Here is a 26,343-nt window from a genome sequence, read left to right as displayed (position 1 = left end):
TTAGGATTCTCCCATGACAACGCTTGCCGCAGATCGCGAAATCGACGCCTTGATGGCGCTGCATCCGAAAGGGTTCGACCTTTCGCTCGACCGCATCACCCGGCTGCTCGAACGCCTCGGCAATCCGCAGGACCGGCTGCCGCCGGTCATCCACATCGCCGGCACCAACGGCAAGGGTTCGTGCGCGGCCTTTTCGCGCGCGCTGCTCGAAGCCGGCGGCCATCTCGTCCATGTCCACACTTCGCCGCATCTGGTGAACTGGGCCGAGCGCTATCGGCTGGCAGCCGAAGGCGGCGGCAGGCTGGTCGACGACGAGACCTTCGCCGAAGCCATTGCGCGCGTCGCCAGGGCCAATGAAGGCCAGAAGATCACCGTCTTCGAGATACTCACCGCCGTCACCTTCATCCTGTTTTCCGAGCACCCGGCTGCTGCCGCCATCATCGAGGTCGGCCTTGGCGGCCGCTTCGACGCCACCAATGTCGTCTCCCGGTCGGCTGTGTCGGTGATCATGCCGGTGTCGATGGACCACGAAGCCTATCTCGGCGACCGGGTCGAGCTGATCGCCGCCGAAAAGGCCGGCATCATGAAGCGCGGCTGCCCGGTGGTGATCGGCGCGCAGGAGAGCGAAACGGCGCTGCAGGTGCTGATCGAAACCGCCGAGCGGCTCGATTGCCCGACCTTCGTCTATGGCCAGGATTTCCTCGCCTTCGAGGAAAACGGCCGCATGGTCTACCAGGACGAGGACGGGCTGATGGACCTGCCGCCGCCGCGCCTGCCCGGACGCCACCAGTTCGCCAATGCGGCGGCAGCCATTGCCGCGGTCAAGGCCGCCGGCTTCGAGATCAGCCACCGCGCCACGGAAAAGGCGATGACCACCGTCGCCTGGCCAGGCCGCATGCAGAAGCTGCCACAGGGCAAGCTGGCGGAACTGGCGCCCAAGGGGGCCGACATCTGGCTCGACGGCGGCCACAATCCCGGCGCCGGCGTGGTCATTGCCGAAGCTTTGGCCGAGCAGGAAGAGAAGAACCCGCGGCCGCTGTTTTTGATTGCCGGCATGATCAACACCAAGGACCAGAGCGGCTATTTTCGCGCCTTCAAGGGTCTGGCACGGCATGTCTACACCGTGCCGGTGAGCATGAGCGATGCCGGTGTGCCGAATGACGAGCTGGCGGTCCGCGCGACGGAAGCCGGGCTGACCGCCGAGCCGGTCAGTTCCGTCGCCAGCGCGCTGATGCTGCTGCGCGACACCTGGGATGGCCCGGCGCCACGCATCCTGATCGGCGGTTCCTTGTATCTCGCCGGCGCGGTGCTGGCAGAAAACGGCACGCCGCCGACCTGAAGCCGTTCACTGCGAGGAGCCCGTCATGATCAAGGTCAAGCAGCTCGCCCATGTCTGCATTTTCGCGCATGATCTGGAAGTGACGCGAAGCTTCTATGGTGACGTGCTTGGCCTCGACGCCCAGTTCAATTTCCTGCGCGACGGCAAGGTGTTCGGCTTCTACCTCAATTGCGGCGGCCGCAGCCATGTCGAGGTGTTCCAGAAGGACGGCACCGAATACAGCGAGCAGAACCAGATCAACCACTTTTGCCTTGAGGTGGAAAACATCGACGCGGCGATCGCCCACATCAAATCGAAGGGCGTCGACGTCACGGCCAAGAAACACGCCTGTGACGACACGTTTCAAGCATGGATCCGCGACCCCAACGGCGTGAAGATCGAGCTGTTTGAATACACTGCAAAAAGCGCGCAATTCACCGGCGGCGACCGCATCGCCGACTGGTGACCTGTTGTTGGTGTCGATGAGGATCAAAGCTCCGGCGTTGTATGGACTCTGCGGCTTTCTCGGATGATTTCTTCCAGATCGATGTCCGCGCCACTGCTTGCCGTCAGGCGGGAGTAGAAGTTGGACGCCGGTTCCCGCCCGGCCTCCCGAATCTCATAGGATTCAAGCGCGCGTTCGACGATATCCGCTATCGAGCGGTTTTCGCGACGAGCAAGACGATGCGCAAGATCTCGTGCTTTTGCGCTGCGCACGTAAAGCCGCGGTTCGGCCATTTCAGACTACCTTCGAGAAAAATGTATCCCCAATTAGGACGTGCCATCAAGATGGCAGCGGATGGCACGCCATCACTTCAGCTCGATCTCGATGAAAGCGTATTCGCCGTCATTGGCGCTGATGACATCGTGTTCGACGCCCTCCTTGCGGAAGTAGGGTGCACCCTTCTTCATCTCGGCGAAGCTCTCGCCGTCCTTGGTCACAAGCTTCACCTTGCCGTCCATCAGCGGCACGACGACATAGTCGTGGCCGTGCCGGTGCCAGCCGGTGTTGTCGCCGGGCTGGAAGCGGTACTCGGTGACGATGACGCGTTCATTGTCGATGAAGACGGTGGCCTTGGCGGATCCGGTCATTTGTCCCTCCTGTCCTGCCTCAAGCAGATGACATGGAGTGCGCAGATGCCAGCGCCAGAGGTGGGCGGACTATGACGCCAAAGAAAAGCCCGGCGCGAGGCCGGGCTTCGAATATCGGTAATGCTTAAGCGATCAGGCGAGGCTGCCGTTGATCCAGTGCGAAAGGGCGGTCTTCGGCGCCGCACCGACCTTCATGTCGGCCACTTCGCCGCCCTTGAAGATCATCAGCGTCGGGATCGAGCGCACGCCGAACTGCGCCGCAAGCTCGGGATTCTCATCGATGTTCAGCTTGGCAATTTTAATCTTGTCGCCGAGCTCATTGGCGATCTCTTCCAGCGACGGACCGATCATTTTGCAGGGGCCGCACCATTCCGCCCAGAAATCCACCACGACGGGCTGCGAGGCGTTGAGTACATCGGCCTGAAAATTGCTCTTGTCGACCTTGACGGTGGCCATGCGAAAATCCTTTCGAAATTTATCTCGCACCAAATGTGGTGGTTAAGCAGCCCTTCTTCAAGCAGAACTTGTGTCACGCTCCCGTGAGTCGGGCAAGGGCGTCGTCCATAGCCTGCCCCGGCAGTTCGATCAGCCTCGGCGCTTCGGTAAACAGCAGCGCTGCCGTCACGTCGCGACCGGGATAAAGCGGCTGGAGCAGCGCGCGATAGAGCGCCAGCTGCAGCATATAGGTCGGCGGCACCTGGGCGAGTGTGGCAGGTGCCGGCCGGTTGGTCTTGTAGTCGACGATCGAAACGCGCTCCGGCGTCACCGCCAGCCGGTCGATCTTGCCGGAGATCGAACGCAATCTGCCTTTGACCTCGAGGCTGCCCATAATAGCGACTTCGGCACGCGAGGAGGGCGAAAACAGCTCGGCAAAACGCGGATCCCCGAGGATCGCCATCACCGAGGCCAGCGCCGCGCTGCGTTCGGCTTCAGTCCAGTCGGCGCCGGCACGGCTTAGATACTGTCCCGCCGCGCCCTGCCGTTCGCCCTCGGGGAAGCCGGGCAAAATCTGCAGCAGCTTGTGCATCGTCAGCCCGCGCATCACCGCAAAACCGGGCTCCGCTTCCGAGTCGAGTACCGGCGAGCGCGTATCGACGACCGCCTCCTTGCCCTCGTCGATCAGGGCCGAGGCGCCGGAGGGCGACAGCGGGCGCGGCAGCTCCTCATAGGGCGGCAAGGCCCGGTAGAGGCTCGCCGGCAGCGGCAGAACCTGCTGCGGCAGTCGCGTCTCGTCTGCCGCCGCCTGCGCCACCGGCGGCAGCTTGGTCATGACAAAGCGGTGCACCGGTTCGCCGCTGGCAGGATGGCGGCGCTCCGTGCTTTCGGGCGCACCTGTCAGCGCGCGGCTGACGATCGAATGCCAGGTGCCGGGGCTGGGTGCGCGCTTGCCGTGATAGCCGCAGACGATCAGCCGGTCCTCGGCGCGCGTCATTCCGACATAGAGCAGCCGTCGGTATTCGTCGTCGGCCAGCTCTCGCGCCCGGGCCGAGGCAGCCCTGGAAAAGCCGTTGGTAACGTCAGCGGCCGAGCGCCAGAGGTAGCCCTTGCCGTCAAAGTTGCGGCCGGAGCCGTCGAATGGCATCAACCGCGGCAAATGCTGGTCGCTGAACGGCGCCGACCCGCCGTCGACCAGGAAGACGACAGGCGCCTCCAGACCCTTGGCGGCGTGCACGGTCATGACGCGGACCTCGTCGCGCGTCTGGTCCATTTCCCGCTTGATCTCCGGGCCGGTGTTCTCCAGCGTTGCCAGGAAGGCCTCCAGCCCTGGCAGCCCGGTGCGTTCCTCGGCCAGGCAGAAGCTCAGGAACTCATCGAGGATGTCGCCGGCCTCCGGTCCGAGCCGGGCGATCATCTTCTTGCGCAGGCCGTCGCGCGCCAGCAGGCCGGCATAGAATTCGAACACCGGCCGGAACGCCGCCTCATTGGCCCAGCCGTCGAGTCGGGCGACGATAGCGGCCAGCGCCGCATTGTCGTCGGCGTGCCGCCGCAGCGATGCGATCAGCGACATTCCGGCCGGCCTCCCCGCGCCAAGCGTAAAAAGCGTCTCTTCCGACACGTCGAAGATCGGGCTGCGCAGCACGGCGGCAAGCGACAGATCGTCCTGCGGCTGGATAAGGAAATGGCCGAGCGCGATGAGGTCCTTCACCGCGATATGGCCGGGCAGGCTCAGCCGGTCGGCGCCGGCGACCGGGATGTCGCGGTCCTTCAGCGCCCGCGACAGCGCATGCACGAACCGGTCGCGCTTGCGCACCAGCACAAGAATGTCGCCGGCCCTCAACCTGCGCCCCTTGCCCTCGATGATCTCGCGGTCCTTGAGCCAGGCCTGCATCGTCGCCGCCACATGTTCGGCAACCCGCACCGCCGGCGCGCTGGCATGGTTGACCGGCAGCGTCCAGTCGTCCGGCTCCTCGACGGCGTCGGCGCCGAGCGACGGCCAGACCTCGACATAGCCCGGCGCATCGTTGCGGATCGCCTTGTGGTCGAGCGGATCGGGGTCATGGCTGATGCCGCGCCGCACGCCCGGATCGGCAAAGACGCGGTCGACGGCGGCCAGCACATCGTCGGTAGAGCGGAACGACCAGGTCAGTTTGAGGTCGGCAAACGAAGCCTCGGCATCGCGCACGCGCCCGGCAAACAATAGCCGGCTGTCGGCAAAGGAATCCGGCGCGGCACCTTGAAAGGAATAGATCGACTGCTTCTCGTCGCCGACGGCAAACACCGTGCGGTTGGCCGTACCGCGCTGGCCATGGCCGGCAAAGAACTCTTCCGCCAGCCGCTTCACAACCTCCCACTGGTCAGGGCTGGTGTCCTGGGCTTCGTCGAGCAGGATATGATCGATGCCCTGGTCGAGCTTGTACTGCACCCAGGGACCGGCATCGGGCCGCGCCAGAAGATTGACCGTGCGCGTGATGAGATCGTTGAAGTCGAGGAAGCTGCGGCTGCGCTTCAGACGCTCGTAACGCACGATCAGCCAGTCTGCGATAGTCAGCGCCGCAACCGTGCCTTCCAGCATCCGGAACAGCGCCAGCCGGTCGGAGACGTCGACGATCGCCTTGACGGCCGCCAGATAGCGCTCGGGGAGATCGGGCAGCCGGTCAAGCAGTGCCTTCTTGAACGCCTTCGAGGGATCATAGGGGTCGCCATCGGCCTTGAGGAAGGCCTTGCCCAGCATCTGTAGCCGGCGGATCGGGTCCGTCTCGGCAAAGGCCAAACAGGCGTAGGGCAGAAGGTTGTTCAGCACGATGCGCGCATCGGCGGCTTCCGCCGCGCTGGCGAACACGGCAAAGAAGTCCGGCAGGAAACCGGGAAGCGGCCAGACCGAGGCCGCGATGTCTTCGGCACTCTGTCCCGGGCGGAAATGGAATTCGCCGAACAGAGCCTGAAAGCCGGCGCCGCCGCGACGGAGCGCATTGATGAAGCCGCGTAAGCCGTCGCGCTTGCGCACGATCTCAGTCAGCAGCGCGTCGAGCCCGTGTTCGCCGCCGCGTTCCAGCACGGTGGCAAAGGCCTCGGCCAGTCCGGCGTCACCCGCTGACGTGCCCGAAATCATGTCGCGGCGCGCCGCGGCGAATAGCGAGGCCTCCATCTGCGGGTCGAGCAATTCGAAATGTGCCGGAATGTTGGCCTCGAGCGGAAACTGGTGCAGCACCGATTCGCAAAAAGCGTGGATGGTCTGGATTTTCAGCCCGCCCGGCGTCTCCAGCGCTTCGGCAAACAGTCGCCGCGCCCGGCGCATGGTGTCGCGATCGGGCCGGCGCTCGTCGAGCGCGGTGATTTTGGTGGCAAGCTCGGCATCACCAAGCGCCGTCCATTCCGACAGCGTCGAGAACACGCGGTTCGACATGTTGGCGGCGGCCGCCCGTGTATAGGTCAGGCACAGGATCTTCGACGGATCGGTGCCGTTGAGCAGCAGCCGGATGACGCGCTGGGCCAGCACATGCGTCTTGCCCGAGCCGGCATTGGCCGACACCCAGGCCGAGTTCTTCGGGTCGGAGGCGCGCGCCTGACTGGCGGCGGTCTCACTGGGGATGGGATAGGCTTTTTTCATGCCTCCCCGCCCTCATCGTCGTTGTCGCCGCCGGCCGACCATTCGAGCACGCGTGCCAGATGGTCGTAATCGCCATCGCTCTCGCCCTCTCGAAACGGCAGCGCCCGCGACAGGTAGCCGGTCGTCGGATCGGCATAGTGGATCAGTAGTTTTTCCAGCCGCGCCCAGGCCTCTTCGGCAAGGTCTTCGGCGGTTCTGGGCTGTCGATTGTAGTCGAGAATGGATTCCTCGAACACTTCGCCATTCGGCTTCAACCTGATGAAAGCAAGTTGCGAGGGTTCGCGCGCGCCAAGCCCCTTGAAGGCGCCTCGCCGCAGAAGCGCGCCTTCCAGCGCCAGCTGCGGCGAAAGCAGCGTGTGCGCCTGGGCCTTGGAGGGCGAGGAACCCGTCTTGTAGTCGAGAATGTCAGCCATGCCGCCAGCCAGCCGGTCTACCCGGTCGGCATAGCCGGACAGCGTCACGCCGGTGCGGGCGACAGCGGTCTTTTCGGCCCGCTCCTCGGCATGCCGCCGTGCGACGGCGGGAGCCCGGCCACGCTCCCATTCGATGATGTTGGCGGCAAGCTTTTCGAACCGCGGCCACCACACGGCCTCGACATCGGCGGGAAGGGCTACATCGGCAAAGCATCTGCGGCCGGCCGAAATGAGCCTGTTGAGAGCTTCCGGCGCGCGCGGGTCCGCTACCTCTGTCGAGAACAGATGCAGGATGTCATGAAACAGCGTGCCGCGCTCCGCGGCACCGGGATCGCGGATCACCGGCTCGAGCGGCAGAAGGCTCAGAATGCGTCGGGCATAGATCGCATAGGGATCGCGGCGCAGCGTCTCGATCTCGGTGACCGAGAAATGCTGCGGCCGGACAGAAAGCGGCGGTTTCGGCTGTGGTCGTGGCGCGAAATGCTGCCGCTCGCCGGCATCGAGCGTTCGGGCCCAGGCCAGCAATTCATCGCCGCGCTGGCGCAGCGCGGTGGCGGGATCCTTGCCGATGAAGGTGAGAATGCGCTGCAGCCAGCGCGACGGCACCGCCGGTGCATCGCCGGCGCGGGCGGAGCGCGTCAGCATCACCTTCTTCGCGCCCATCGCCATCTGGAAATCATGGGCGGCAAGGCCGATGCGGCGTTCGGGCGGCTCGAGGTCGATACCGGTCTTCATCAGCCGCGACATGAAGCGGTCGCTCTCCGGCTTGCGCGGCCACACGCCTTCGTTCAGCCCGCCAATGACCAGCGTGTCGACGCTCTGCAGCCGCGCCTCCAGCGCGCCCCAGATGGCGATGTTGCGATCCGTGCCTTGCCCCGGCTTGACCGTCTCGGGCGCAATCAGCGCATCCATCACATCAGGCCATTCGTCGGCGGCGAAGTCGAAGGACGCCGAAGCAGCGACCACGCTGCGCAGCAATTCGGCGAGTTTTTCGCCGGCGTCGCTGTCGTACAGCTCAGCGAGACTGCCGTCGGCCGTGCGGCCGAGGTTCTCCAGCGCGGCTACGCTCGCCTTGGTCAGCGCGACGAAATCGGCATTGGCTTCGCCGCGAAAGACGGCCAGCGGCGCCAGCGCTGTCGTAAGCCGGCTCAGCAACTCACGCGCCTCCTCGATGCCGCGCACGGTCAGCCGCGAAAACCAGAAGGGTTGGCGCTTGTCGCCGCTCAACCCGGCAAGACGCTCCTCGAACAGCGCCGGCAGCGACGCGATGTCGGGGCGTCCGGTGCCGCCGCGGAGCGCCACCAGTTCGATGAGCTCGGCGGCATGGCGCACGCCGGCGCGCCCCAGGCTAAGACCAAGCAGCGGATGCTTGAGCAGCGACAAGAGGCCAACCGGATCGCCGGGTCGGAACACGGCCTGCAGCGTCAGCCGGAGCAGGCTGGCCGCCGGCGTGTTGGCAAGCGGCGTGCCGCCGGAATCGTCGGCGGTGACGCCGAAGCGCAACAGCTCGGCCGAGACGCGCCGCGCCAGCGCACGGTCGCCGGTGACGAGTGCTGCCCGCTGTCCCGGCAGCTCGACGGCGGTCTTGAGCGCGATGGCGATCGCCACGGCCTCGTCGCGTTCGCTGGCGGCTTCGACCAGCGTCACATTGGCAAAAGCCTCGGCGATGTCGCCGGCGTTGAAGCGGATGCGTGTCTCTGCCCACAGTTCAGTGGTCTCGGCCGGCCGCAACGCCTCGCCGACAAGGGCCGCGCGCAGCGCAAGGGCGGGTTCTGCTGTCACCACCTCCTCGACATCGCCGCGCAGCACGCCGATCTTGCCGATCAGTTTGGCCATGCCGTATTGCGGGTGGCCGAGCAAAGCCGGCCGCGCGCCAGGCGCCGCAATCGCCGCGAAGGACGGCTCGTCCAGCAGCCCATCGAGACCGGGCAGCACCACGGCGCCGTTGGGCAGGCCGGCGACCGCGGCAAGCAGTTCCGCCGTGGCCGGTATCGAGCCGGTCGAGCCGGCGGCGATCACCGGGCCTTTGGGCGGGTTGCGTTCCAGCCGCTTCGCCTCGCGGCGGATCAGCGCGTTGCGGTGTGCGGCCGGGTTGGAGCGGTCGCGCTCCTCCAGCAATTTCGGCCAGGCATCGGTGACGATGCGGAGGAAATCGAGCGTCACCAGCCACCAGCCGGCAAGATTGCCGGTTACCAGATCGGCGAGCCTGGTCCAGTCGGTGCCTTCGGTCTCGATTTCGTCCATCAGTCGGGCAAGGTCGCGCGCCAGCCAGATCGCATCGGCGGCGGAAGCCGGCACGACGATCTCCTCATCGAACATCGCCAGCACATGCGCCGGCAAGGTGCGCTTCCAGGCCCGCACAAGCGGCGCCAGCAGCAGCAGGCGTTCGATGGCCGCGATCGGGGGCGCCATTTCAAGCTCGGCCGGAGTGTCTGCGCTGAAGGCGGCCTCGTCCTCGTCGAATTCGCCGAGCGGGCGGATCACCGGCAGGATGGCCGAACGGCCGCCTAAATGATCGACGAAGGCGCCACGCAAGGCGCGGGCCGCGCGCCGCGTCGGCACATAGATGGTGACATCGGCGAGCGCCAGCGGGTCGCCTTCATAGCGGAATCCGGGCACCAGTTTGCCGGCCAGCAAGGCTTGCGCCAGAGTCGGCAGGAATGGCGCTCCGGGCGGGATCGAGAGAACGCGGCGCGAGCCGCTCATACTGCCCTTTTGAGGGCGCCAGCGACCGCGGCTTCCGCGGGGGCAATGGCCTCAGGCGTGCCGACGGTGATCCAGCTTCCGCGCATCTGCATGCCATACAGGCGGCCAGCGGCAATCGCCTTGTCGAAATAGGCATTGAGCGAATGCGCCCCGGCCGGCGCATCCCTGAAGATGGCGGGATTGATGATCGCCGCGCCGGCATAGATCAACCCGGCCGGGTCGCCTTTCGAGCGCCGCAGGTCGCCATCCGGCGCCATCAGGAAATCCGTGCCGACGCAATGTCCGGTCGCCGAGTCGAGATCGGTAAGCATCAGCAGAATATCCATTTTCTCGCCGTCCCATGCAAGGGCAAGGCGCTCGAGGCTGGGCTCTCCGCTATCGATCCAGAACGTGTCGGCATTGATGGTGTAGAAGGGTTCGGCACCCAGCAGCGGCAATGCCTTGACGATGCCTCCGGCCGAATTCAGCAGCGCGTCGCGCTCATCGGAAATGACAATCTTTGGCGTTCGCCGTCCGGCGACATGGGCGACGATCTGATCCGGCAGATAGTGCACATTGACGATGGCCTTGGTGACACCGGCTGCTTGCAAACTGTCCAGCCCCCAGTCGAGCAAGGTCCTGCCGGCGATCCGCACCAGCGGCTTCGGCATGGTGTCGGTGATCGGCTGCATGCGCTTGCCGAGGCCCGCCGCCAGCACCATTGCAGTCTTGGGACCAGCCGTCACGGCGAACGTTCCTCCAGCAGCCCATGGGCGACATAGAAATCGTGTAACCCCTTCAGGGCCGGGTGCGCCAGCGCCCGCCTGAGATAGTCGCGGATGCGCGGCAGGTGTTTCAGATAATAGGGCTTGCCGTCGCGCTTTTCGAGCCGCACGAAAATGCCGAGGATCTTCGAATTGCGCTGCGCCGCCATGATCGCATAGGCCTCGCGGAAGGCGGCCTCGTCGAAGGCCCCAGCGGTGTGACGCGCCGCGACATAGGCTTCGACGGTGCTCCGTTCGATGTCAGGCGAAACGGTGACGCGGGCATCCATGGCCAGCGACGCGACGTCATAGGCGGCCGGCCCGATCAGCGCATCCTGGACATCGACGATGCCGAGACGATCATGGCCGGTACGGTCGCCGCGCCAGATGATGTTGGGCGAATGAAAATCGCGCAGCATCAGCGTGTCGTCGCGTTCGTCCAACCGGTCGAGAACCGCGGTCCATTCCTTGTGATAGCCGGCGCGCAATGCCTTGCTTGCCTGCTCGCCGGTCACCATCGGCACATACCAGTCGACCAGAAGGTCAGCCTCGATCAGCATGGCGTCGCGATCGAAAGGCGGCACGTCGTGCAAAACGCCCGGCACCGCCTCCATGCGCTGCGGCCAGGTCTTGCCATGCATCATCGCCAGCAATTCGGCGGCCGCCGCATAACGTTCTGCCACCGGCTCGCCCTGGCCGTCGAGAAAGCCTTCCGAGCCCAGATGCTCCAGCAGCAGAAACCCTTGATCGAGATCCTCGGCGTGAATTTCCGGGACGCTGACGCCTTGCGCAAGCAGCGCCTTGTCGATGGCGACGAAGGCCGTCACCGATTGCGCGGTGTGGGCGATCACCGCATAGGGTTTGCCGTCGCGTACCGGCGGTCCCAACACCAGCCGTGGCGAGTTCATCAGCACGCGCGGCGCAAAGCCGGCGAGCGAGACGATCTCATAGGAACGCGCCGAAGCGTCGCCGACGAAATGCCGCCGCGCGGCCTCGCCCCAACCAGCCTTTTCAAGGAAATCGCGCATCGCCAGCGATCGTGCCACGCGCTCGAAGGCGGCACCTTCGCCCGACAATTTCGCCAATCGGCCTTCACCCTGATGGACGAGTTCGATCCAGATCGACGTCCTGGGCAGCGCTGCCTCGGCCCGTTCCGGCCATTCGACAAGGGCAGTGCCTTGCAGCAGCGCTTCGTCGAAACCCAGTTCATCGATCTCTCCAGCCGAGGACAGGCGATAGAGATCGAAATGATGGACTGGGATGCGGGTGTCGTAGCTCTGCACCAACGTGAAAGTGGGGCTAGGCACATCGAGACCGGTATCGTCGGCCAGTGCCCTGATCAGCGCGCGCGCCAGAGTTGATTTGCCGGCGCCGAGGTCGCCCTTGAGCGCCAGCACGTCACCCGGACGCAGCGCCATCGCCAGATCTTCGCCGAGCCTTGTGGTCGAAGCCTCGTCGGCGAGAAAACGCTCCAGCACCACAGTCGCCATCGATCGCGCTACTCGGCCGCGGCGCGGACGCCCGACGGTGCATCGGGGAAGGTGCAGATGACGGTGGTGCCCTTGTCCTTGCCGGTCTCGATACGCACCGAGCCGCCATGCAGCTCGACAAAGCTCTTGACGATCGACAGGCCAAGCCCCGCACCGCGCCGGCGTCCGCCATTGGTGCGCGGCTCGAAGCGGCGGAACACCGAATCGAGCAGGTCCGGCGGCATGCCGGGGCCGTCGTCATGGACGGAGAACTCCACGCCTTGTTCCAAATGGCGGCAGGCCAGCGTGATCGTGCTCGCCTCCGGCGCGTAATTGGCGGCGTTGCTCAACAGATTGTAGAGGATCTGGCGGACCCGGGTCTCGTCGCCATGGAAGCTCTTCGGCGCTGACACGGCGTCTATCTTGAGCTTGATCGCATGCTCGTCCAGCCGGTCGGCGACCAGTTCGGCGGCCGCCTGGATGGTGCGCTCGACGCTTACCTCCGAAATGTCGAGCTGCATGATGCCGGCGTCGACGGTGGCGAGGTCGAGTATGTCGTTGACGATGGTCAGCAGCACCGAGGATGACGAGCCGACATGCTCGACATATTCGCGCTGCTTCGGGGTCAGCGGCCCGGTCGTCGGCAGCGACAACAGCTCGGTGAAGCCGATAATGTTGGTGAGCGGCGAGCGCAGCTCATAGGACACGTGCTGCACGAACTCGTTCTTCAGCTGGTCGGATTTCTGCAGCGCCTCGTTCTTGTCCTTCAGCGCCCGCTCGACATTGACGCTGTCGGTAACATCGACAAAGGTCATCATCACCTGCCCGTTGGGCAGCGGGATGACGGCGTAGCTGAGCACGGTGCCGTTCTTCAGCTCGGTCTGGCCGTGGCGCTCGCGGCGCTCGTCGTCGAAGCCGGTGATGGCGGCGACGAACCCGCCCCACGGGCTGTCGACGGCGCGCTGATCGCTGAGATCGCGGATAGCCGAGACATGGACGTTGGGCTTGACCACATCCTGGCTCAGCCCCCACAGCGCGACAAAGGCCGGGTTTGACAGGCGCAGCCGCCCATCCGGGCCGAACACCGCCACGCCTTCGGCCAGATTGTCGAGCGTTTCGCCCTGCACCCGCACCGCCGTCTGGTAGCGGCTTTCCAGATCCATCTTCTCGGTCAGGTTTTCGAACACCCAGGTCACGCCGCCCTTCGGCTGCGGGTTGGCCACCACCCGGATGGTCTTGCCATCAGGTAGGTGCCACCAGTGCTCCTGCGATTCCACCGCGCGGTAGGCGCCAAGCAGGCCTTCCTTCCAGCGCCGCCATTCCGGCTGTTCGGCGATCTTGCCTTCGCTGCGCAGCCGGTCGAGCAAAAGCGCATTGTCCGGCGCGCTGTGCAGGAAGCCAGAGTCCAGCCCCCACAGTTTCTGGAATGCCTGGTTGAAGAAGCGCAGCTTCTCGTCGGTATCGAAGATCGCCACCGCCGTGTTCAGCTGGTCGAGCGTGTCGGCATGGCTGCGTACCGTGCGCTCATATTCGCCGCGGATCGTCTCGGTGGCGCTGGTGTCGCAGGCAAGGCCTGCCGAGCCGTCGCTGCCGGCGTAGTCGGTGACGGAGAAGACGCGGCGGTCGCCCTCGATCACCGTCGACAGCGTCTGTTCGAAGACCGGGCGCGATTTGTGCAGTTCGGCGATCTGTTCGCGCGCCTGGCCGCCGAGAAATTCTTTGGCCTCGCGCACGGCAGCTTCGGCGTTCGGTGCCTCGACCGCTCCGGCATAGGCGCGGTTGACCCATTTCAGCCGCCCGTCCGTGGCGCGCAGCCATGTCGGCATCGGCAAGGCGTCGAGCAGGCCGATGATGGTGTCGTAATCGGCGGCAAGCCTCTGGTTCTCAATCTTGAGCCTGGCCTGGCTTCGCTGCGTTTCCGACAACGAGACGAAGCGCACCAGTACATGCGCGGCGCTCTTGCGGCCGTGCACTTCGAGCGGCGCGCCCGCCTGCGATTCGATGACCAGATCGAACGGCTTCGCTTTCTCGCGCAGTCCCGCGACGGCATTTTCGAGCGCGGCCGCCGAACGCGGCATCAGCCAGCGGCCGAAGGCCAGGAATGCTGCACGGTCTTCCGGCGCGCCGCTTTCGAGCGGCAAGGTTCCGATCAACTCGGGCTTCTTGTTTTCCGAAGCCCAGACGATGATGCGCTGGTCGCGCAGATTGAGCAGCGCTTCCGAACGCTGCAGCGCCGCGTTGACGTCGGCGATGCGGGCCCGGAGCTCGACATTTTGCGCCGAGGTGCGGGCTCTTTCTCGGATGAGGAAGATGGCCGAGACCAGAGCGGCGCCCATGACGCCGACGAACATGGCGAGCTGGATGACCTCGACCGCGCTGACCGACAGCCCGGCTTTCTGCGCAATGGATGGCTCGGCATGCGCGGCAAACGAGGTGAGCGGGGCAAGCGCGGAGGTGGCGAGAAAGGTTCCCAGGCGGGCGCCGGCGCGCTTCTTCAGGCCGCCGCCTGCCATGGCGGAGCCAGTGATATCGGAATCGTCGTGGCCGCCGGAAACGGCCCATCCCGCGCGAGGCGGGTTTTCCCCCGGCATGTCTTGGTCCTCTTCGCCGCCTGAATGCAAGACCGCCCAGATCAGGATGACGTCGGCAGAACGCCCTCCTGATCTAACTCTTTTTTGAAGAGCATGATCTTTTCCGAAAACCGGTTCCCACTTTTCGGGATCATACCCTCGATGCGTGCGCCGGCCCTCGTCCCCGGCCCGCGAATCACCACAATAGCGCGTGCTGGAATCGGCGTGAAGAATCATTCAGCGCAAAAAAGAAGCCGGGCGAAATGTCAATCGCCCGGCTTCAATATCTAGTGGTAACTTGCGCTATGCTTAATAGCGGTAGTGTTCCGGCTTGAACGGACCCTGTGGGGTCACGCCGATATAGGCGGCTTGTTCGCCGGACAGTTCGGTCAGGCGGGCGCCAAGCTTGTCGAGATGCAGGCGCGCCACCTTCTCGTCGAGGTGCTTGGGCAGCACATACACCTGGTTCTGGTACTGGCCGGGCTTGGTGTAGAGCTCGATCTGCGCCAGCACCTGGTTGGTGAACGAGGCCGACATCACGAAGCTCGGATGGCCCGTGGCGTTGCCGAGGTTGAGCAGGCGTCCCTCAGACAGCAGGATCATGCGCTTGCCGTCCGGGAAGGTGATCATGTCGACCTGCGGCTTGACGTTGGTCCATTTCAGGTTGCGCAGCGACGCCACCTGGATCTCATTGTCGAAGTGGCCGATATTGCCGACGATCACCATGTCCTTCATCGAGCGCATGTGGTCGAGGGTGACGACATCCTTGTTGCCGGTGGTGGTGATGACGATGTCGGCGGTGGGTGCCGCATCCTCCAGCGTGACGACTTCAAACCCGTCCATCGCCGCCTGCAGCGCGCAGATCGGATCGACTTCGGTGACCTTGACGCGGGCGCCGGCGCCCTTGAGCGAAGCCGACGAACCCTTGCCGACGTCGCCATAGCCGCAGACGACCGCGACCTTGCCGGCCATCATCGTGTCGGTGCCGCGGCGGATGCCGTCGACCAGCGATTCCTTGCAGCCGTATTTGTTGTCGAACTTCGACTTGGTGACCGAGTCGTTGACGTTGATCGCCGGGAACGGCAGCAGGCCCTTCTTCTGCAGCTGGTAGAGCCGGTTGACGCCCGTGGTCGTCTCTTCGGTGACGCCGCGGATCGCTTCCTTCTGCTTGGTGAAGAAGCCCGGCGAAGCCTTGAGACGCTTCTTGATCTGGGCGACGAAGTATTCCTCTTCCTCGCTCTGCGGGTTGGACAGCACGTCCTCGCCGGCTTCGGCGCGGGCGCCGACCAGAATATACATGGTGGCGTCGCCGCCATCGTCGAGGATCATGTTGGAGAGGCCGCCATCGGCCCACTGGAAGATCTTGTCGGTGTAGTCCCAATAGTCTTCAAGCGACTCGCCTTTGACGGCGAACACCGGGATGCCGACTTCGGCAATCGCCGCGGCGGCATGGTCCTGGGTCGAGAAGATGTTGCACGAAGCCCAGCGGATATCGGCACCGAGCGCCTTCAGCGTCTCGATCAGCACCGCCGTCTGGATGGTCATGTGCAGCGATCCGGTGATGCGCGCGCCTTTCAGCGGCTTCTTGGCGCCGAATTCCTCGCGGCAGGCCATCAGGCCCGGCATTTCGGTTTCGGCGATATCGAGTTCCTTGCGGCCCCAGCCGGCAAGCGAAATGTCGGCGACCACATAGTCCTTGCTACCTGTCATGGCAGTGCTCCGGTGTGATTTGTCTTCAGATGCGCCTGCGCCACACGGCGCGTCGAAGGGCGCGGGAATGCCGGCCTGACTAGCAGATCGCCGGCTCAACGACAATGGGATATAAAGAAATCTTTATGCGCGTATGTGTTTGGCGGGTCAGCACTCTTCGCCGAAGCGCGAGGCGACCAGATCCTCCAGCGCGTCCATCACTGCCACGGCTTCAGCGCCGCTGGCGGTCACGCGGATCGAATAGCCGGGGCTCGCTGCCAGCATCATCAGCCCCATGATCGAGGTGCCGCCGACCTTGAGGCCGTCCTTCTCGACATGGACGGTGGCGTCGAAGCCGCTGGCCACCTGGACGAACTTGGCCGAGGCGCGCGCATGCAGGCCACGCTGGTTGATGATCGGAAACTCCCTGGTGATCGAATCTTTGGCTATCTGGTCCTTTTCCGATGTCATGCTCATTTGCTGCTCAGGAGCTGGCTGGCGACGTTGATGTATTTGCGCCCCGCGGCCTGCGCCTCGTCGAGCGCGGTCGCCATGTTGTCACCCTTGCGGATCGACGACAGCTTGATCAGCATCGGCAGGTTCATGCCGGCGATGACCTCGGTGCGGCCGGACTCCATCACCGAGATGGCGAGGTTGGAAGGCGTGCCGCCGAACATGTCGGTCAGGACGATGACGCCCGCTCCTGTGTCGACGCGGCCGACGGCGTCGACGATATCGCGCCTGCGCTGCTCCATATCGTCATCGGCGCCGATCGCCACGGTTTCGAAATTGTCTTGTGGCCCCACGACATGTTCCACGGCATGGCGGAACTCGGCGGCCAGTTGACCGTGCGTTACAAGCACGAGTCCGATCATTCGTTGGTGGCTCCCGTCATCGCCGCTTCACAGGCGCTTTTTATGCTCGCCGGCCATCCCAGGCGGCGGGAGCGCTATCTTGTCGACGCGCGGCGCGTTGACAAGCCCAAAATTGCGCCGGCCATGGCCATTTTGACGCATTGCAGCAAAAAACCGGGGGCGGATCATACGAAAGGCGCAATCGCCAGCCGCGCCATCACCGCCGGCAAAGCCGCAGTGACGTTGCGCTCGGCGAGGTCGATGCGCGGCACGGTGCAGCCGGCGATCATCTCGCTCAACTCGTCCTGGAAACGGACCATTTCCTCGGCGGCAATCAGCTGGATCGCCAGGTCGATCACCGCGCCGGGTTCGAACAAAAGCGGCTTCGGGCCAAGCCCGGGCACTTCCGTGAGGCCGGCGATGCTGGCCGGCGCACGGCAGACCAGCCGCCCGAAATGCGCCTCGACAAACAGCTGGTCGTCGCCGATCAGCCGCGCAAACAGCCCGCGCCGGCCAAAATGATCGATCAGCGCCAGCGCCAGCGTCGTCTTGCCCGAGCCGGACGGTCCGGTGATCAGGACGCCGCGCTCGCCGATCAGGATCGCGGTGGCGTGGATGTTTTCAGGTTTCTTGATGGGCATACGCAGCTGCAATTTAGCCTTCGGCCGGCAGCGTCACGACGAAGCGGGCGCCTTTGATGTCGCCGGGCTTGGTGCCGGGGATGTTCTCGGCGTTCAGCGTGCCGCCATGGGCTTCGACGATCTGCCTGGAGATCGACAGGCCGAGGCCGGAATTCTGGCCGAACGCCTCGCCGGCCGGCCGGTCGGTGTAGAAGCGCTCGAAGATGCGGTCGATGGCGTCGGCGCGGATGCCGGGGCCGTTGTCGTCGACGGTGACGATGTTGACCTTGCCCGAGCGTGCCAGGGAAATGGCGATATGGCCGTGATCCTCCGGCACGAAGGAGCGGGCATTCTCGACCAGATTTGTGATGACCTGGCCGATCCTGAGATCATGGCCGGTGACGAAATAGCCTTTGACGCCTTGCGGCAGCTTGGCGGCCTTGAACTCGATCTCGACGGCCTTCTTGTTGCGCGTCGCCTCGCGCGACACGGCAACGAGATCGGTGATGAATTTCTTCAGGTCGACGATTGCCGCGTCTTCGCGCGCCAGTTCGGCGTCGAGGCGCGAAGCATCGGAAATGTCGGTGATTAGCCGGTCGAGCCGCCGGACATCATGCTGGATGATCTCCATCAGACGCGCGCGCGAATTGTCGTTCTTGGCCAGCGGCAAGGTCTCCACCGCGCTGCGCAGCGAGGTCAACGGGTTCTTCAACTCGTGCGAAACGTCGGCGGCAAAGCTTTCGATCGCCTCGATGCGGGCATAGAGCGCATTGGTCATGTCGCGCACCGCGATCGACAAATTGCCAATCTCGTCCTGGCGATCGGAAAAGTCGGGGATTTCCTCGCGGCTCTTGACGCCGCGCCGCACCCGCACCGCCGCCGCCGACAGCCGGCGCAGCGGATTGGCGATGGTGGACGCCAGCAGCATCGACAGGATGGCGGTCACCAGGGCGGCAATGCCGAACACGCGCAAAATCGCCTTGCGTTCGGCGGCGACGATCTTGTCGATGTCGCCGCCTTCGGTCGACAGCATCAGCACGCCGAGAACGGCGCGGAAGCGCTGGATCGGCACCGCCACCGAGACGATCTGCTCGCCCTGTTCGCTCACCCGCACGATCGTCGACGGGCTGCCGGTCAGCGCCTTGACCACTTCCGGGAAGGCGGCGCCATTGCCGCCGGGCTGCTCGTGATAGACGGGCAGGTCCTTGTTGCGGAAGACGTCGAAGACGAATTTCTGCACCCGCTCCAGCATATCCGGCTGCTCGTCCTCGACCGGCGGCAGGTCGTAGCGCAGGATCTGGCCGCGCGAATAGAGATGGCGCGAATCGAGCAGCAGATTGGCGTCGCGGTCATAGATGCGGGCGCGCGTACGCGTCGGCGAGATGAGCCGCCGCAGCACCGGCGCGACGCGCTCGGGATTGATCGGGAAATCGAGGTTATCGAGCTGGTCGGAGCCCGGCCCCAGGCTTTCGCCGGCCTGCAGCTCGAGCAGCTTTTCCGGATCGATGCTGATCGAATCCGTTTCGACCGTCGCCGACGCCGCGATCGCGCCGGCGATGATCTCGCCCTGCGTCATCAGGCTTTCGACGCGGGCGTCGATCAGCCCGTCGCGGAAAGTGTTGAGATAAAGGATGCCGGTGACCAGCACGGCGAGGCCGGCCAGGTTGAGGAACAGGATGCGCCGGGTCAGGCTGGAAAAGATGTGATGGCCGAGGAAGCGGCGCATCGGCACCGTGATCCTCGACAGGAATGCGGGCAGAATCCTCGACGGCCGCCTGCCGGCGCCCGCCCGTCTGCCTCGCTCTACGTCCACTGCCATCGAATAGCAGCTCCCGGGTCCGTTCTCAGGCTTCGCGGAACCGGTACCCGACTCCGTAAAGCGTTTCGATCATTTCAAAGTCATCGTCGACGGCCTTGAACTTCTTGCGCAGCCGCTTGATGTGGCTGTCGATGGTGCGGTCGTCGACATAGACCTGTTCATCATAGGCCGAATCCATCAGCGCATCACGGCTTTTTACCACGCCGGGGCGCTGCGCCAACGAGTGCAGGATGAGAAATTCGGTGACCGTCAGCGTCACCGGCTCGCCCTTCCAGGTGCAGGTGTGGCGTTCCTGGTCCATCACCAACTGGCCGCGCTCGAGCGAACGGGCTTGCTGGCTGGGCGCCTTTGCCGCAGCCTCGCGAGTGCTGGCACGGCGCAGCACGGCGCGCACCCGCTCGACCAGCAGGCGCTGCGAGAACGGTTTGCGGATGAAATCGTCGGCGCCCATCTTGAGGCCGAAAAGCTCATCGATCTCGTCGTCCTTCGAGGTCAGGAAGATCACCGGCAGATCGGACTTCTGGCGCATTCGGCGCAGCAGCTCCATGCCGTCCATGCGCGGCATCTTGATGTCGAGGATGGCGAGATTCGGCGGACGCGCCGCCAGGCCTTCCAGCGCCGACGCCCCATCCGTGTAGGTCTCGACACGATACCCCTCGGATTCCAAGGCAATCGAGACCGACGTCAGAATGTTGCGATCGTCATCGACAAGCGCGATTGTTGCCATTTCAAGCGGCTCCCTCATGAGCTGTCCCTCCTATCTTAGAGAAGGGGCTTTTGCAGGACAAATTAGGTACAAAATGTGGCACAGGCTCCATCCGTTGTCACGGACGGCTTGCCGGCGGCCCCAATCGCACCTCTATACGGATTGGACGAACACTGTGTGCCAATCCTTTGGGCAACCACTGTGATTTTTTGCACATATAAACGATTTAAACAACTTTCAAATTTTTTAAATCGATTAATGATTTGATATCATTCGAGTTTTCTGGTTCTGACCGTCTTAGCCCCCATCGCGGGCATGCCGGAAATGCGCCGGCAAAGTGCGGCGAATCCAGGAGAAGGGACCCTTGATGTCGGAAGTCGGCAAACGCAATTCTGCCTGCGCGATCGATCGTATCGGCCTGAAAACCACCGGCACGGTGCATTATAATTTTGGTGCGGCCGCCCTTTACGAAGACGCGATCCGCCGTGGCGAGGCCAGGTTGACCGCGGGTGGCGCGCTGCTTGCCGAGACCGGCCAGCACACCGGCCGCTCGCCCAAGGACAAGTTTGTCGTGCGCGACGGCGCCACCGAACCCCACATCTGGTGGGACAACAACAAGGCGATTTCACCGGCTCAGTTCGAAACGCTGCTCGCCGATTTCCGCGCCCATGCGGCGGACAAGGACCTCTATGTGCAGGACCTCATCGGCGGCGCCGATGCCGATCTGAAGCTGCCGACGCGGGTTATCACCGAATTCGCCTGGCACTCGCTGTTCATCCGCAACCTTTTGATCCGCCCGCAGACCGCCGAGCTCGAGCAATTCGTGCCGGAGATGACGATCATCGACCTGCCGTCCTTCCGCGCCGATCCGGCCCGCCACGGCAGCCGCACCGAAACCGTGATTGCGGTCGATCTGACCCGCAAGATCGTGCTGATCGGCGGCACCTCCTATGCCGGCGAAATGAAGAAGTCCGTGTTCACCATGCTGAACTATCTGCTACCGGAAAAGGGTGTCATGCCTATGCACTGTTCGGCCAATGAGGGGCCGGCCGGCGACGCAGCGATCTTCTTCGGGCTGTCCGGAACGGGCAAGACGACGCTGTCGGCCGACCCGTCGCGCACGCTCATCGGCGACGACGAGCATGGCTGGGGGCCGCACGGCATCTTCAATTTCGAAGGCGGCTGCTACGCCAAGACGATCCGGCTGTCGGCCGAAGCCGAGCCGGAAATCTTCGCCACCACGCAGCGTTTCGGCACGGTGCTGGAAAATGTCGTGCTCGATGCAAACCGCGTGCCGGATTTCAACGACGGCAGGCTCACCGAAAACACACGCTGCGCCTATCCGCTGGACTTCATCCCCAATGCCTCGAAGACCGGCCGCGCCAGCCATCCGAAAAATATCATCATGCTGACGGCCGATGCTTTCGGCGTTATGCCGCCGATCGCACGGCTGACCCCGGCGCAGGCGATGTATCACTTCCTCTCCGGCTACACGGCCAAGGTGGCTGGTACCGAAAAGGGCGTGACCGAGCCGGAAGCGACGTTCTCGACCTGTTTCGGCGCCCCGTTCATGCCGCGTCATCCCAAGGAATACGGCAATCTGCTGCGCGAACTGATCGCCCGCCACGGCGCCGATTGCTGGCTGGTCAACACCGGCTGGACCGGCGGCGCCTACGGCACCGGCAAGCGCATGCCGATCAAGGCGACGCGCGCCTTGCTGGCCGCCGCGCTCGACGGTTCGTTGAAGGCAGCCGGCTTCCGCACCGATGCCAATTTCGGCTTCGAGGTGCCGGTGGCTGTTCCGGGTGTCGACAGCGCCATTCTCGACCCGCGCTCGACCTGGGCCGACAAGGCTGCCTATGACCGCCAGGCGGCGCGGCTGGTGGGCATGTTCGCCGTCAATTTCGAGAAATTCGAGAGCCATGTCGACGCCGTCGTGCGAGGCGCCGCGCCGCGCCTGCAGGAAGCTGCCGAATAGTCGAGGCATCGTCCTCGCCGCATCCTTGAAAGGCCCGATCCCGATCGGGCCTTTTCTTTTTTGGTCCGCCGCGCCATGACTGCGGCATGCCGATCGACGACAACATCATATCCGACGAAGCCGTAATCCACCCGGGCGACCTGCACGAGGATTTCATCCGCTCGTCCGGCCCCGGCGGCCAGAACGTCAACAAGGTGGCCACCGCCGTGCAACTGCGCTTCGACGCGGCCAATGCGGCCGGCCTGTCGGAACGCGTGCGCGCGCGCACGATCAAGCTTGCCGGCCAGCGCGCCACCAAGGACGGCGTCATCGTCATCGAAGCCGGCCGCTTCCGCACCCAGGAGCAGAACCGGGCCGATGCCCGGGCAAGGCTGACGGCGCTGGTCGCCAAGGCCGCCGAACCGCCGCCGCCGCCGCGCAAGAAGACGCGGCCGTCGAAGGGGGCGGTGGAGCGGCGGCTGAAAAGCAAGGCCGGGCGCGGTACGATCAAGAAGCTGCGCGGCCGGGTGGAGAACGACTAGGCACCACACCAGCATGATGCCGAAAACTGTGGGCGGCTTTCGGGTCGCCGTTTTTGTTTGGCGGTGGCATTGTCGGCCAGATCAATCAGGTGAAGCGTCCCCATGCTCGTTCTGCCCAAAGGCGTCCGCCACATGCCCGGCTATTTGCCCCGCGCCGCGCAAGAAGCGCTGGTCGAAGACGTCCGCAAGGTAGTGCAGCAGGCACCGCTGTTCGTGCCGGCCATGCCGCGCACCGGCAAGGAGATGAGCGTGCGCATGACCAACTGCGGCCCGCTCGGCTGGGTCACCGACAAGGAACTGGGATATCGCTACCAGCCGACGCATCCGCTGACCGGAGAGCCATGGCCGCCGATCCCCGACGCGCTGCTGCAATTATGGCAAGAGGTCTCCGCCTATCCGCATCCGCCGGAAGCCTGCCTGTTCAATTTCTATGCGCAGGACGCCAAAATGGGCCTGCACCAGGATCGCGACGAGGCCGATTTCTCGGCGCCGGTGGTCTCGGTCTCGCTTGGCGACGACTGCCTGTTCCGGGTCGGCCAGACGACACGCGACGGCGGCACCAAATCGTTCAGGCTGAAAAGCGGCGATGTCGTCGTGCTGGGCGGCGAAGGCCGGCTCTGCTTCCACGGCGTCGACCGCATCTACCCGTCGACCTCGGCGCTGCTCAGGAATGGCGGGCGCATCAATCTGACGCTGCGGCGGGTGACGAAGGCCGGCTAGCATCGTCGCGGACAAGGACCCTCAGCGTATCGTCCTCGGCGATCTGCCGGTAGCCTTGCATGAAGCGGACGAAATCCTGCCGGCCGGAGAGCTCGGCTAACCACAAGATGTCCGCTTTCTGCACAATCACCAGCGATGGCCGCTTGGTTTCGAGCTGGGCAAGCTTGTCATAGATGTAGCGATCAGTGATCTGCCTGTAGTGTTCAGCCGCCGCCTGATTGCCGCTTTGCGCCTCGACCTGCGCGAAATAGGTGGCGAATCCTCCAAGCCAATCGCTGCAGTAGATCGAGATCCAGCTCCCGCCGACCATCCGCGTCAGTGGATGGCCCGCGGCAATGTCCGACCCTATGAGTGCGACCGTCGGATGGTCCACCGCAGCATTTATCGTGGCGACGAAATCGGCACCCGGTTTCTGGCTGGGCCAGAAGGGGACAGCATTGGCCAGAATGGTGGTGGCAAGCAAAAGCATGCGCGCATGCCCCATGCCAGTGCCCGATGGCGATTGCCGCGCGGGGTCGATCTGAACGGCTCTGAGCAGCAACGCCGCGGCCATCAGGCTGATTGCCGGGAATGCATGATAGGGCCAGCCCTTGGCCTGATACACGAGAGGCACGGTGGCCGCCAATGACGCCAGGACGAACACCATGATCAGCGGCGACAAGGTGAGGCTCGGCCGAAGCAAACGCAACATGTAGAGTGCGACGAGGTAGGCCGGCGCGTATTTGAGCAACAGCGCCTGCACGACCCGCAGCCGCATATAGGTGTCGGCCAGCACTGGGTAGATGGCGTTGAGGAACTCTGGATAGAAGTACAGCACGGCGACGAGATAGGCGACGCAGACCAATCCGATCACCCAGTATTCGATGCAGAAGAGCGACCAGATCGACCGGCGCCGCCAGGCCACATAAAGCGCCGGAACCAGCACCATCAGCGCATAATAGGGTTTCACCAGCACCAGTACGCTGCCGCAAAGGCCAGCCAGTACCGCTATCGGCAAGCTCGGCGTGCGCCCGTCCGTTGGTGCGGCGCGCCAGGCCATCAACACCAGCAACGGTAGAAACAGGGCAACGCCCAGATGCTCCCGCTCGCTGAAAGCATTGCCGGGAAGAATGATCAGCAGTGCCAGGAACAGCGGCAACATCGAGAAGAGCACACGGTTCTCGGCAAAGCCGGCCAGTCTGGCGATCCGCGCGGCAAAGCCGAGACCCAGCAGGCAGATCGTATAGGCATAAAGATGAATGACGACTTCCGGCGAAATGCCGAGCGCATGCGCCAGGGCCACAGCCGGCATGAACATCCATGGCGTGAACGGCGGATTGACCTCGAAGAGATCGACATAGAGCCGTGAGCCGGCAAGCACCTTCTCGGACATGGTGATTGCCCAACTGGTGTCGGGTATGACACCCCAGCGCATCTGCCAAAGCACGGCCGCCGCCAGCACGAGCAGGCAGAAGACCAGGGTCCGCGGCAGCGTTCGCGAGCCGCCCTTGGCCGAAATCATGGCGGACCTCTCAACGAGCGAAGTGCGGATCTCCGTACTCATCGGGCCGCCACGAAGACGAATTTGCGCAGGATGATGAAATTCAGGGCCGGTACCAGGACGGAAGCGATTGCCACCGGCACCAACGGCGGCAGTCCGGCTACGTCGGCAAGGATCACGGCCAGCCCGACCGAGAGCAGAAATCCGATCGCCGTAGCGCAGGCGAAGCGGACGACCTCGAAACCAACCGCGCCGTCCGACATGAACGTTACGAAGCGATGTCCGCAATAGGAGAACACCGCGCCGGCGCCATAGCCGGCGATCGAGGCCACCGTCGCAGGCATGCCGAAGCCATGCCGGGCCGAAAGCGCCAGGGTCAGCACGGCGTAGATCAGGGTCGATACGCCGCCGATTGCAGCAAATCGCAGGATTCGCGCCGGCTCCGAACGGCCCATGGCCCATGACCAGAACCGGTAGCCGGGCAAAGGATCGTTGAACGCCTGGCGCACGGTCAACCGACCCGGCGTTCGTGCGTTGCGGGCGGCGTATTTTTCGACGCCTGGGAATTGCTCATGGCGGCGATCGCTTCCTCGAAGCCGGTCAGCCGGTCGACGACGTAAAGCGGCCGCCGTTTCACCTCGGCATGAATGCCGCCAACATAAAGTCCGATGACGCCGGTCATCAGCAGATTGATGCCTGACAGGAAGGAAATGATCACCACCGTCGATGTCCAGCCATGGACGACGCCGCTGACAAAAAGCCAGGAAAACACCGCGTAGAGGCCGAGCAGGGCGGCGAGGCCGGAAATGGCCAGACCCGCCCACAGCGCCAGCCGCAGCGGCTTGTCGGAAAAGCTGATAATGCCGTGCACGGCCAGCCGCACCATTTTCCAGAACGGATATTTGGTTTCGCCTGCGGCCCGCATCGGCCTCTCGAACGGCACGGCGGTCTGCTTGAAACCCATCCAGCCGAACATGCCGCGCACGAAGCGATCACGCTCGGGCATGCGTTTGAACGTCTCCAGCGCCTTACGCCCGATCAGCCGGAAATCTCCGACGTCGCGCGGGATGTCGACGGAGGTCATCTTCTCGATCAGCCGGTAGAAGATACTGGCGCTGACCCGCTTGAACCAGGTTTCGCCCTCGCGCCGGATGCGCCGCGCATAGACGATCTCGTAGCCTTCCTTCCACTTGGCGACGAGATCGAGCACCACTTCCGGCGGATCCTGCAGGTCGGCATCCATGACGATGACGGCCTCGCCGGCGGCCGCATCCATGCCGGCTGTAATGGCGACCTGGTGGCCGAAATTGCGCGACAGCTCGATCAGCTTGAAGCGGTCATCCTCGGCCGCCATGCCGCGCAGGAAGATGACGCTGGTGTCGCGGCTGCCATCGTCGACGAAAATTGCTTCGGCACGATCGTCCAGCGCGTCCAGCAGCATGCCGATGCGCCGCACCAGCAGCGGCAGCACCGCTTCCTCGTTGAAAATCGGAATGACCAGGGAATAGACCGTGGCCTGGCGGCCCACGGCATCGCTCGCACTAACCACCGCTTGCTCCCGACCCGCTGGAATTGCAGCAAAAACTAGCCGGGATTG

The 26,343-nt window shown here is 64.3% G+C and carries 22 protein-coding genes; 5 read left to right on the top strand and 17 right to left on the bottom strand.

All coding sequences use genetic code 11. The features are described 5' to 3' along the window. Positions 1 to 13: 13 nt before the first annotated feature. Positions 14 to 1,339 carry a bifunctional folylpolyglutamate synthase/dihydrofolate synthase gene (locus ACWGTO_RS13760; protein ID WP_454575367.1) on the top strand — a complete coding sequence of 442 codons (1,326 nt, stop codon included), beginning with the start codon at positions 14 to 16 and terminating at the stop codon, positions 1,337 to 1,339. Positions 1,340 to 1,364: 25 nt separating this feature from the next. Further along, the gene (locus ACWGTO_RS13755; RefSeq protein ID WP_454575366.1) at positions 1,365 to 1,784 is read left to right on the top strand and encodes a VOC family protein; all 420 of its coding nucleotides are present in this window, start codon (positions 1,365 to 1,367) and stop codon (positions 1,782 to 1,784) included. 23 nt (positions 1,785 to 1,807) lie between these two features. Here ACWGTO_RS13755 and ACWGTO_RS13750 read toward each other — a convergent pair whose 3' ends face one another. From ACWGTO_RS13750 to ACWGTO_RS13685, 14 genes are all read right to left on the bottom strand, one after another. Then, the gene (locus tag ACWGTO_RS13750; protein WP_454575365.1) at positions 1,808 to 2,056 is read right to left on the bottom strand and encodes a plasmid stabilization protein; all 249 of its coding nucleotides are present in this window, start codon (positions 2,054 to 2,056) and stop codon (positions 1,808 to 1,810) included. Between the two features lie 72 nt (positions 2,057 to 2,128). Beyond that, the gene (locus ACWGTO_RS13745) at positions 2,129 to 2,410 is read right to left on the bottom strand and encodes a cupin domain-containing protein (protein WP_023681396.1); all 282 of its coding nucleotides are present in this window, start codon (positions 2,408 to 2,410) and stop codon (positions 2,129 to 2,131) included. Between the two features lie 132 nt (positions 2,411 to 2,542). Continuing rightward, complete coding sequence (trxA, locus tag ACWGTO_RS13740) at positions 2,543 to 2,866, bottom strand: thioredoxin (protein WP_023672297.1); 324 nt, start codon at positions 2,864 to 2,866, stop codon at positions 2,543 to 2,545. Between the two features lie 73 nt (positions 2,867 to 2,939). Continuing rightward, entirely contained in the window at positions 2,940 to 6,458 is a 3,519-nt protein-coding gene (gene addA, locus ACWGTO_RS13735) for a double-strand break repair helicase AddA (protein WP_454575364.1), read from the bottom strand. Continuing rightward, positions 6,455 to 9,577 (bottom strand): double-strand break repair protein AddB, encoded by a 3,123-nt coding sequence (gene addB / locus ACWGTO_RS13730; RefSeq protein WP_454575363.1) that lies wholly within the window; start codon positions 9,575 to 9,577, stop codon positions 6,455 to 6,457. Before addB ends, addA begins: the two co-directional genes overlap by 4 nt. Further along, complete coding sequence (locus ACWGTO_RS13725) at positions 9,574 to 10,302, bottom strand: nucleotidyltransferase family protein (protein ID WP_454575362.1); 729 nt, start codon at positions 10,300 to 10,302, stop codon at positions 9,574 to 9,576. Before ACWGTO_RS13725 ends, addB begins: the two co-directional genes overlap by 4 nt. Then, positions 10,299 to 11,810: a tRNA (adenosine(37)-N6)-threonylcarbamoyltransferase complex ATPase subunit type 1 TsaE gene (tsaE, locus tag ACWGTO_RS13720; RefSeq protein WP_454575361.1), complete on the bottom strand. Its 1,512-nt coding sequence runs from the start codon at positions 11,808 to 11,810 to the stop codon at positions 10,299 to 10,301. Before tsaE ends, ACWGTO_RS13725 begins: the two co-directional genes overlap by 4 nt. An 8-nt stretch (positions 11,811 to 11,818) precedes the next feature. Further along, positions 11,819 to 14,380 carry an ATP-binding protein gene (locus ACWGTO_RS13715; protein ID WP_454575360.1) on the bottom strand — a complete coding sequence of 854 codons (2,562 nt, stop codon included), beginning with the start codon at positions 14,378 to 14,380 and terminating at the stop codon, positions 11,819 to 11,821. A 288-nt stretch (positions 14,381 to 14,668) separates the two neighbouring features. Continuing rightward, positions 14,669 to 16,069 carry an adenosylhomocysteinase gene (gene ahcY, locus ACWGTO_RS13710; RefSeq protein WP_454575359.1) on the bottom strand — a complete coding sequence of 467 codons (1,401 nt, stop codon included), beginning with the start codon at positions 16,067 to 16,069 and terminating at the stop codon, positions 14,669 to 14,671. A gap of 147 nt (positions 16,070 to 16,216) precedes the next feature. Continuing rightward, positions 16,217 to 16,519 (bottom strand): HPr family phosphocarrier protein, encoded by a 303-nt coding sequence (locus ACWGTO_RS13705; protein ID WP_454575510.1) that lies wholly within the window; start codon positions 16,517 to 16,519, stop codon positions 16,217 to 16,219. Positions 16,520 to 16,521: 2 nt separating this feature from the next. Beyond that, positions 16,522 to 16,923 carry a PTS sugar transporter subunit IIA gene (locus ACWGTO_RS13700; protein ID WP_112392978.1) on the bottom strand — a complete coding sequence of 134 codons (402 nt, stop codon included), beginning with the start codon at positions 16,921 to 16,923 and terminating at the stop codon, positions 16,522 to 16,524. 164 nt (positions 16,924 to 17,087) lie between these two features. Next, positions 17,088 to 17,543: an HPr kinase/phosphorylase gene (locus ACWGTO_RS13695; RefSeq protein ID WP_454575358.1), complete on the bottom strand. Its 456-nt coding sequence runs from the start codon at positions 17,541 to 17,543 to the stop codon at positions 17,088 to 17,090. A 13-nt stretch (positions 17,544 to 17,556) separates the two neighbouring features. Next, positions 17,557 to 19,341 carry a stimulus-sensing domain-containing protein gene (locus ACWGTO_RS13690; protein ID WP_454575357.1) on the bottom strand — a complete coding sequence of 595 codons (1,785 nt, stop codon included), beginning with the start codon at positions 19,339 to 19,341 and terminating at the stop codon, positions 17,557 to 17,559. Between the two features lie 25 nt (positions 19,342 to 19,366). Continuing rightward, entirely contained in the window at positions 19,367 to 20,068 is a 702-nt protein-coding gene (locus tag ACWGTO_RS13685; protein WP_143975642.1) for a response regulator transcription factor, read from the bottom strand. Between the two features lie 346 nt (positions 20,069 to 20,414). Here ACWGTO_RS13685 and ACWGTO_RS13680 point away from each other — a divergent pair, with 346 nt between their 5' ends. From ACWGTO_RS13680 to ACWGTO_RS13670, 3 genes are all read left to right on the top strand, one after another. Beyond that, positions 20,415 to 22,025: a phosphoenolpyruvate carboxykinase gene (locus tag ACWGTO_RS13680; protein WP_454575356.1), complete on the top strand. Its 1,611-nt coding sequence runs from the start codon at positions 20,415 to 20,417 to the stop codon at positions 22,023 to 22,025. Positions 22,026 to 22,111: 86 nt separating this feature from the next. Further along, the gene (gene arfB, locus ACWGTO_RS13675; RefSeq protein ID WP_454575355.1) at positions 22,112 to 22,546 is read left to right on the top strand and encodes an alternative ribosome rescue aminoacyl-tRNA hydrolase ArfB; all 435 of its coding nucleotides are present in this window, start codon (positions 22,112 to 22,114) and stop codon (positions 22,544 to 22,546) included. A gap of 102 nt (positions 22,547 to 22,648) precedes the next feature. Beyond that, positions 22,649 to 23,266: an alpha-ketoglutarate-dependent dioxygenase AlkB family protein gene (locus ACWGTO_RS13670; RefSeq protein ID WP_454575354.1), complete on the top strand. Its 618-nt coding sequence runs from the start codon at positions 22,649 to 22,651 to the stop codon at positions 23,264 to 23,266. Here the strand turns inward: ACWGTO_RS13670 and ACWGTO_RS13665 are convergent. From ACWGTO_RS13665 to ACWGTO_RS13655, 3 genes are read right to left on the bottom strand one after another with little or no spacing between them, the layout of a single operon-like run. Beyond that, positions 23,229 to 24,809 (bottom strand): hypothetical protein, encoded by a 1,581-nt coding sequence (locus tag ACWGTO_RS13665; RefSeq protein WP_454575353.1) that lies wholly within the window; start codon positions 24,807 to 24,809, stop codon positions 23,229 to 23,231. The two genes, ACWGTO_RS13670 and ACWGTO_RS13665, sit on opposite strands and share 38 nt — an antisense overlap. Further along, the gene (locus ACWGTO_RS13660) at positions 24,806 to 25,255 is read right to left on the bottom strand and encodes a GtrA family protein (RefSeq protein ID WP_454575509.1); all 450 of its coding nucleotides are present in this window, start codon (positions 25,253 to 25,255) and stop codon (positions 24,806 to 24,808) included. The genes ACWGTO_RS13665 and ACWGTO_RS13660 overlap by 4 nt, the downstream gene beginning before the upstream one ends. Before the next feature lie 2 nt (positions 25,256 to 25,257). Beyond that, a complete protein-coding gene (locus ACWGTO_RS13655) occupies positions 25,258 to 26,295 on the bottom strand; it encodes a glycosyltransferase family 2 protein (RefSeq protein WP_454575352.1) in 1,038 nt (345 codons plus the stop codon). Positions 26,296 to 26,343: the final 48 nt, after the last annotated feature.

Source organism: Mesorhizobium sp. PL10, assembly GCF_053714315.1.
Note: the sequence above shows the minus strand (reverse complement) of the source record. Positions and strands in the feature narration are given on the sequence as shown.

Bases quoted from the DNA above. Each gene is read 5' to 3' on its own strand.
- ACWGTO_RS13760 (WP_454575367.1), top strand. From the start codon at position 14: ATGACAACGCTTGCCGCAGATCGCGAAATCGACGCCTTGATGGCGCTG.
- ACWGTO_RS13755 (WP_454575366.1), top strand. From the start codon at position 1,365: ATGATCAAGGTCAAGCAGCTCGCCCATGTCTGCATTTTCGCGCATGAT.
- ACWGTO_RS13750 (WP_454575365.1), bottom strand. From the start codon at position 2,056: ATGGCCGAACCGCGGCTTTACGTGCGCAGCGCAAAAGCACGAGATCTT.
- ACWGTO_RS13745 (WP_023681396.1), bottom strand. From the start codon at position 2,410: ATGACCGGATCCGCCAAGGCCACCGTCTTCATCGACAATGAACGCGTC.
- trxA (WP_023672297.1), bottom strand. From the start codon at position 2,866: ATGGCCACCGTCAAGGTCGACAAGAGCAATTTTCAGGCCGATGTACTC.
- addA (WP_454575364.1), bottom strand. From the start codon at position 6,458: ATGAAAAAAGCCTATCCCATCCCCAGTGAGACCGCCGCCAGTCAGGCG.
- addB (WP_454575363.1), bottom strand. From the start codon at position 9,577: ATGAGCGGCTCGCGCCGCGTTCTCTCGATCCCGCCCGGAGCGCCATTC.
- tsaE (WP_454575361.1), bottom strand. From the start codon at position 11,810: ATGGCGACTGTGGTGCTGGAGCGTTTTCTCGCCGACGAGGCTTCGACC.
- ACWGTO_RS13715 (WP_454575360.1), bottom strand. From the start codon at position 14,380: ATGCCGGGGGAAAACCCGCCTCGCGCGGGATGGGCCGTTTCCGGCGGC.
- ahcY (WP_454575359.1), bottom strand. From the start codon at position 16,069: ATGACAGGTAGCAAGGACTATGTGGTCGCCGACATTTCGCTTGCCGGC.
- ACWGTO_RS13705 (WP_454575510.1), bottom strand. From the start codon at position 16,519: ATGACATCGGAAAAGGACCAGATAGCCAAAGATTCGATCACCAGGGAG.
- ACWGTO_RS13700 (WP_112392978.1), bottom strand. From the start codon at position 16,923: ATGATCGGACTCGTGCTTGTAACGCACGGTCAACTGGCCGCCGAGTTC.
- ACWGTO_RS13695 (WP_454575358.1), bottom strand. From the start codon at position 17,543: ATGCCCATCAAGAAACCTGAAAACATCCACGCCACCGCGATCCTGATC.
- ACWGTO_RS13690 (WP_454575357.1), bottom strand. From the start codon at position 19,341: ATGGCAGTGGACGTAGAGCGAGGCAGACGGGCGGGCGCCGGCAGGCGG.
- ACWGTO_RS13685 (WP_143975642.1), bottom strand. From the start codon at position 20,068: ATGGCAACAATCGCGCTTGTCGATGACGATCGCAACATTCTGACGTCG.
- ACWGTO_RS13680 (WP_454575356.1), top strand. From the start codon at position 20,415: ATGTCGGAAGTCGGCAAACGCAATTCTGCCTGCGCGATCGATCGTATC.
- arfB (WP_454575355.1), top strand. From the start codon at position 22,112: ATGCCGATCGACGACAACATCATATCCGACGAAGCCGTAATCCACCCG.
- ACWGTO_RS13670 (WP_454575354.1), top strand. From the start codon at position 22,649: ATGCTCGTTCTGCCCAAAGGCGTCCGCCACATGCCCGGCTATTTGCCC.
- ACWGTO_RS13665 (WP_454575353.1), bottom strand. From the start codon at position 24,809: ATGAGTACGGAGATCCGCACTTCGCTCGTTGAGAGGTCCGCCATGATT.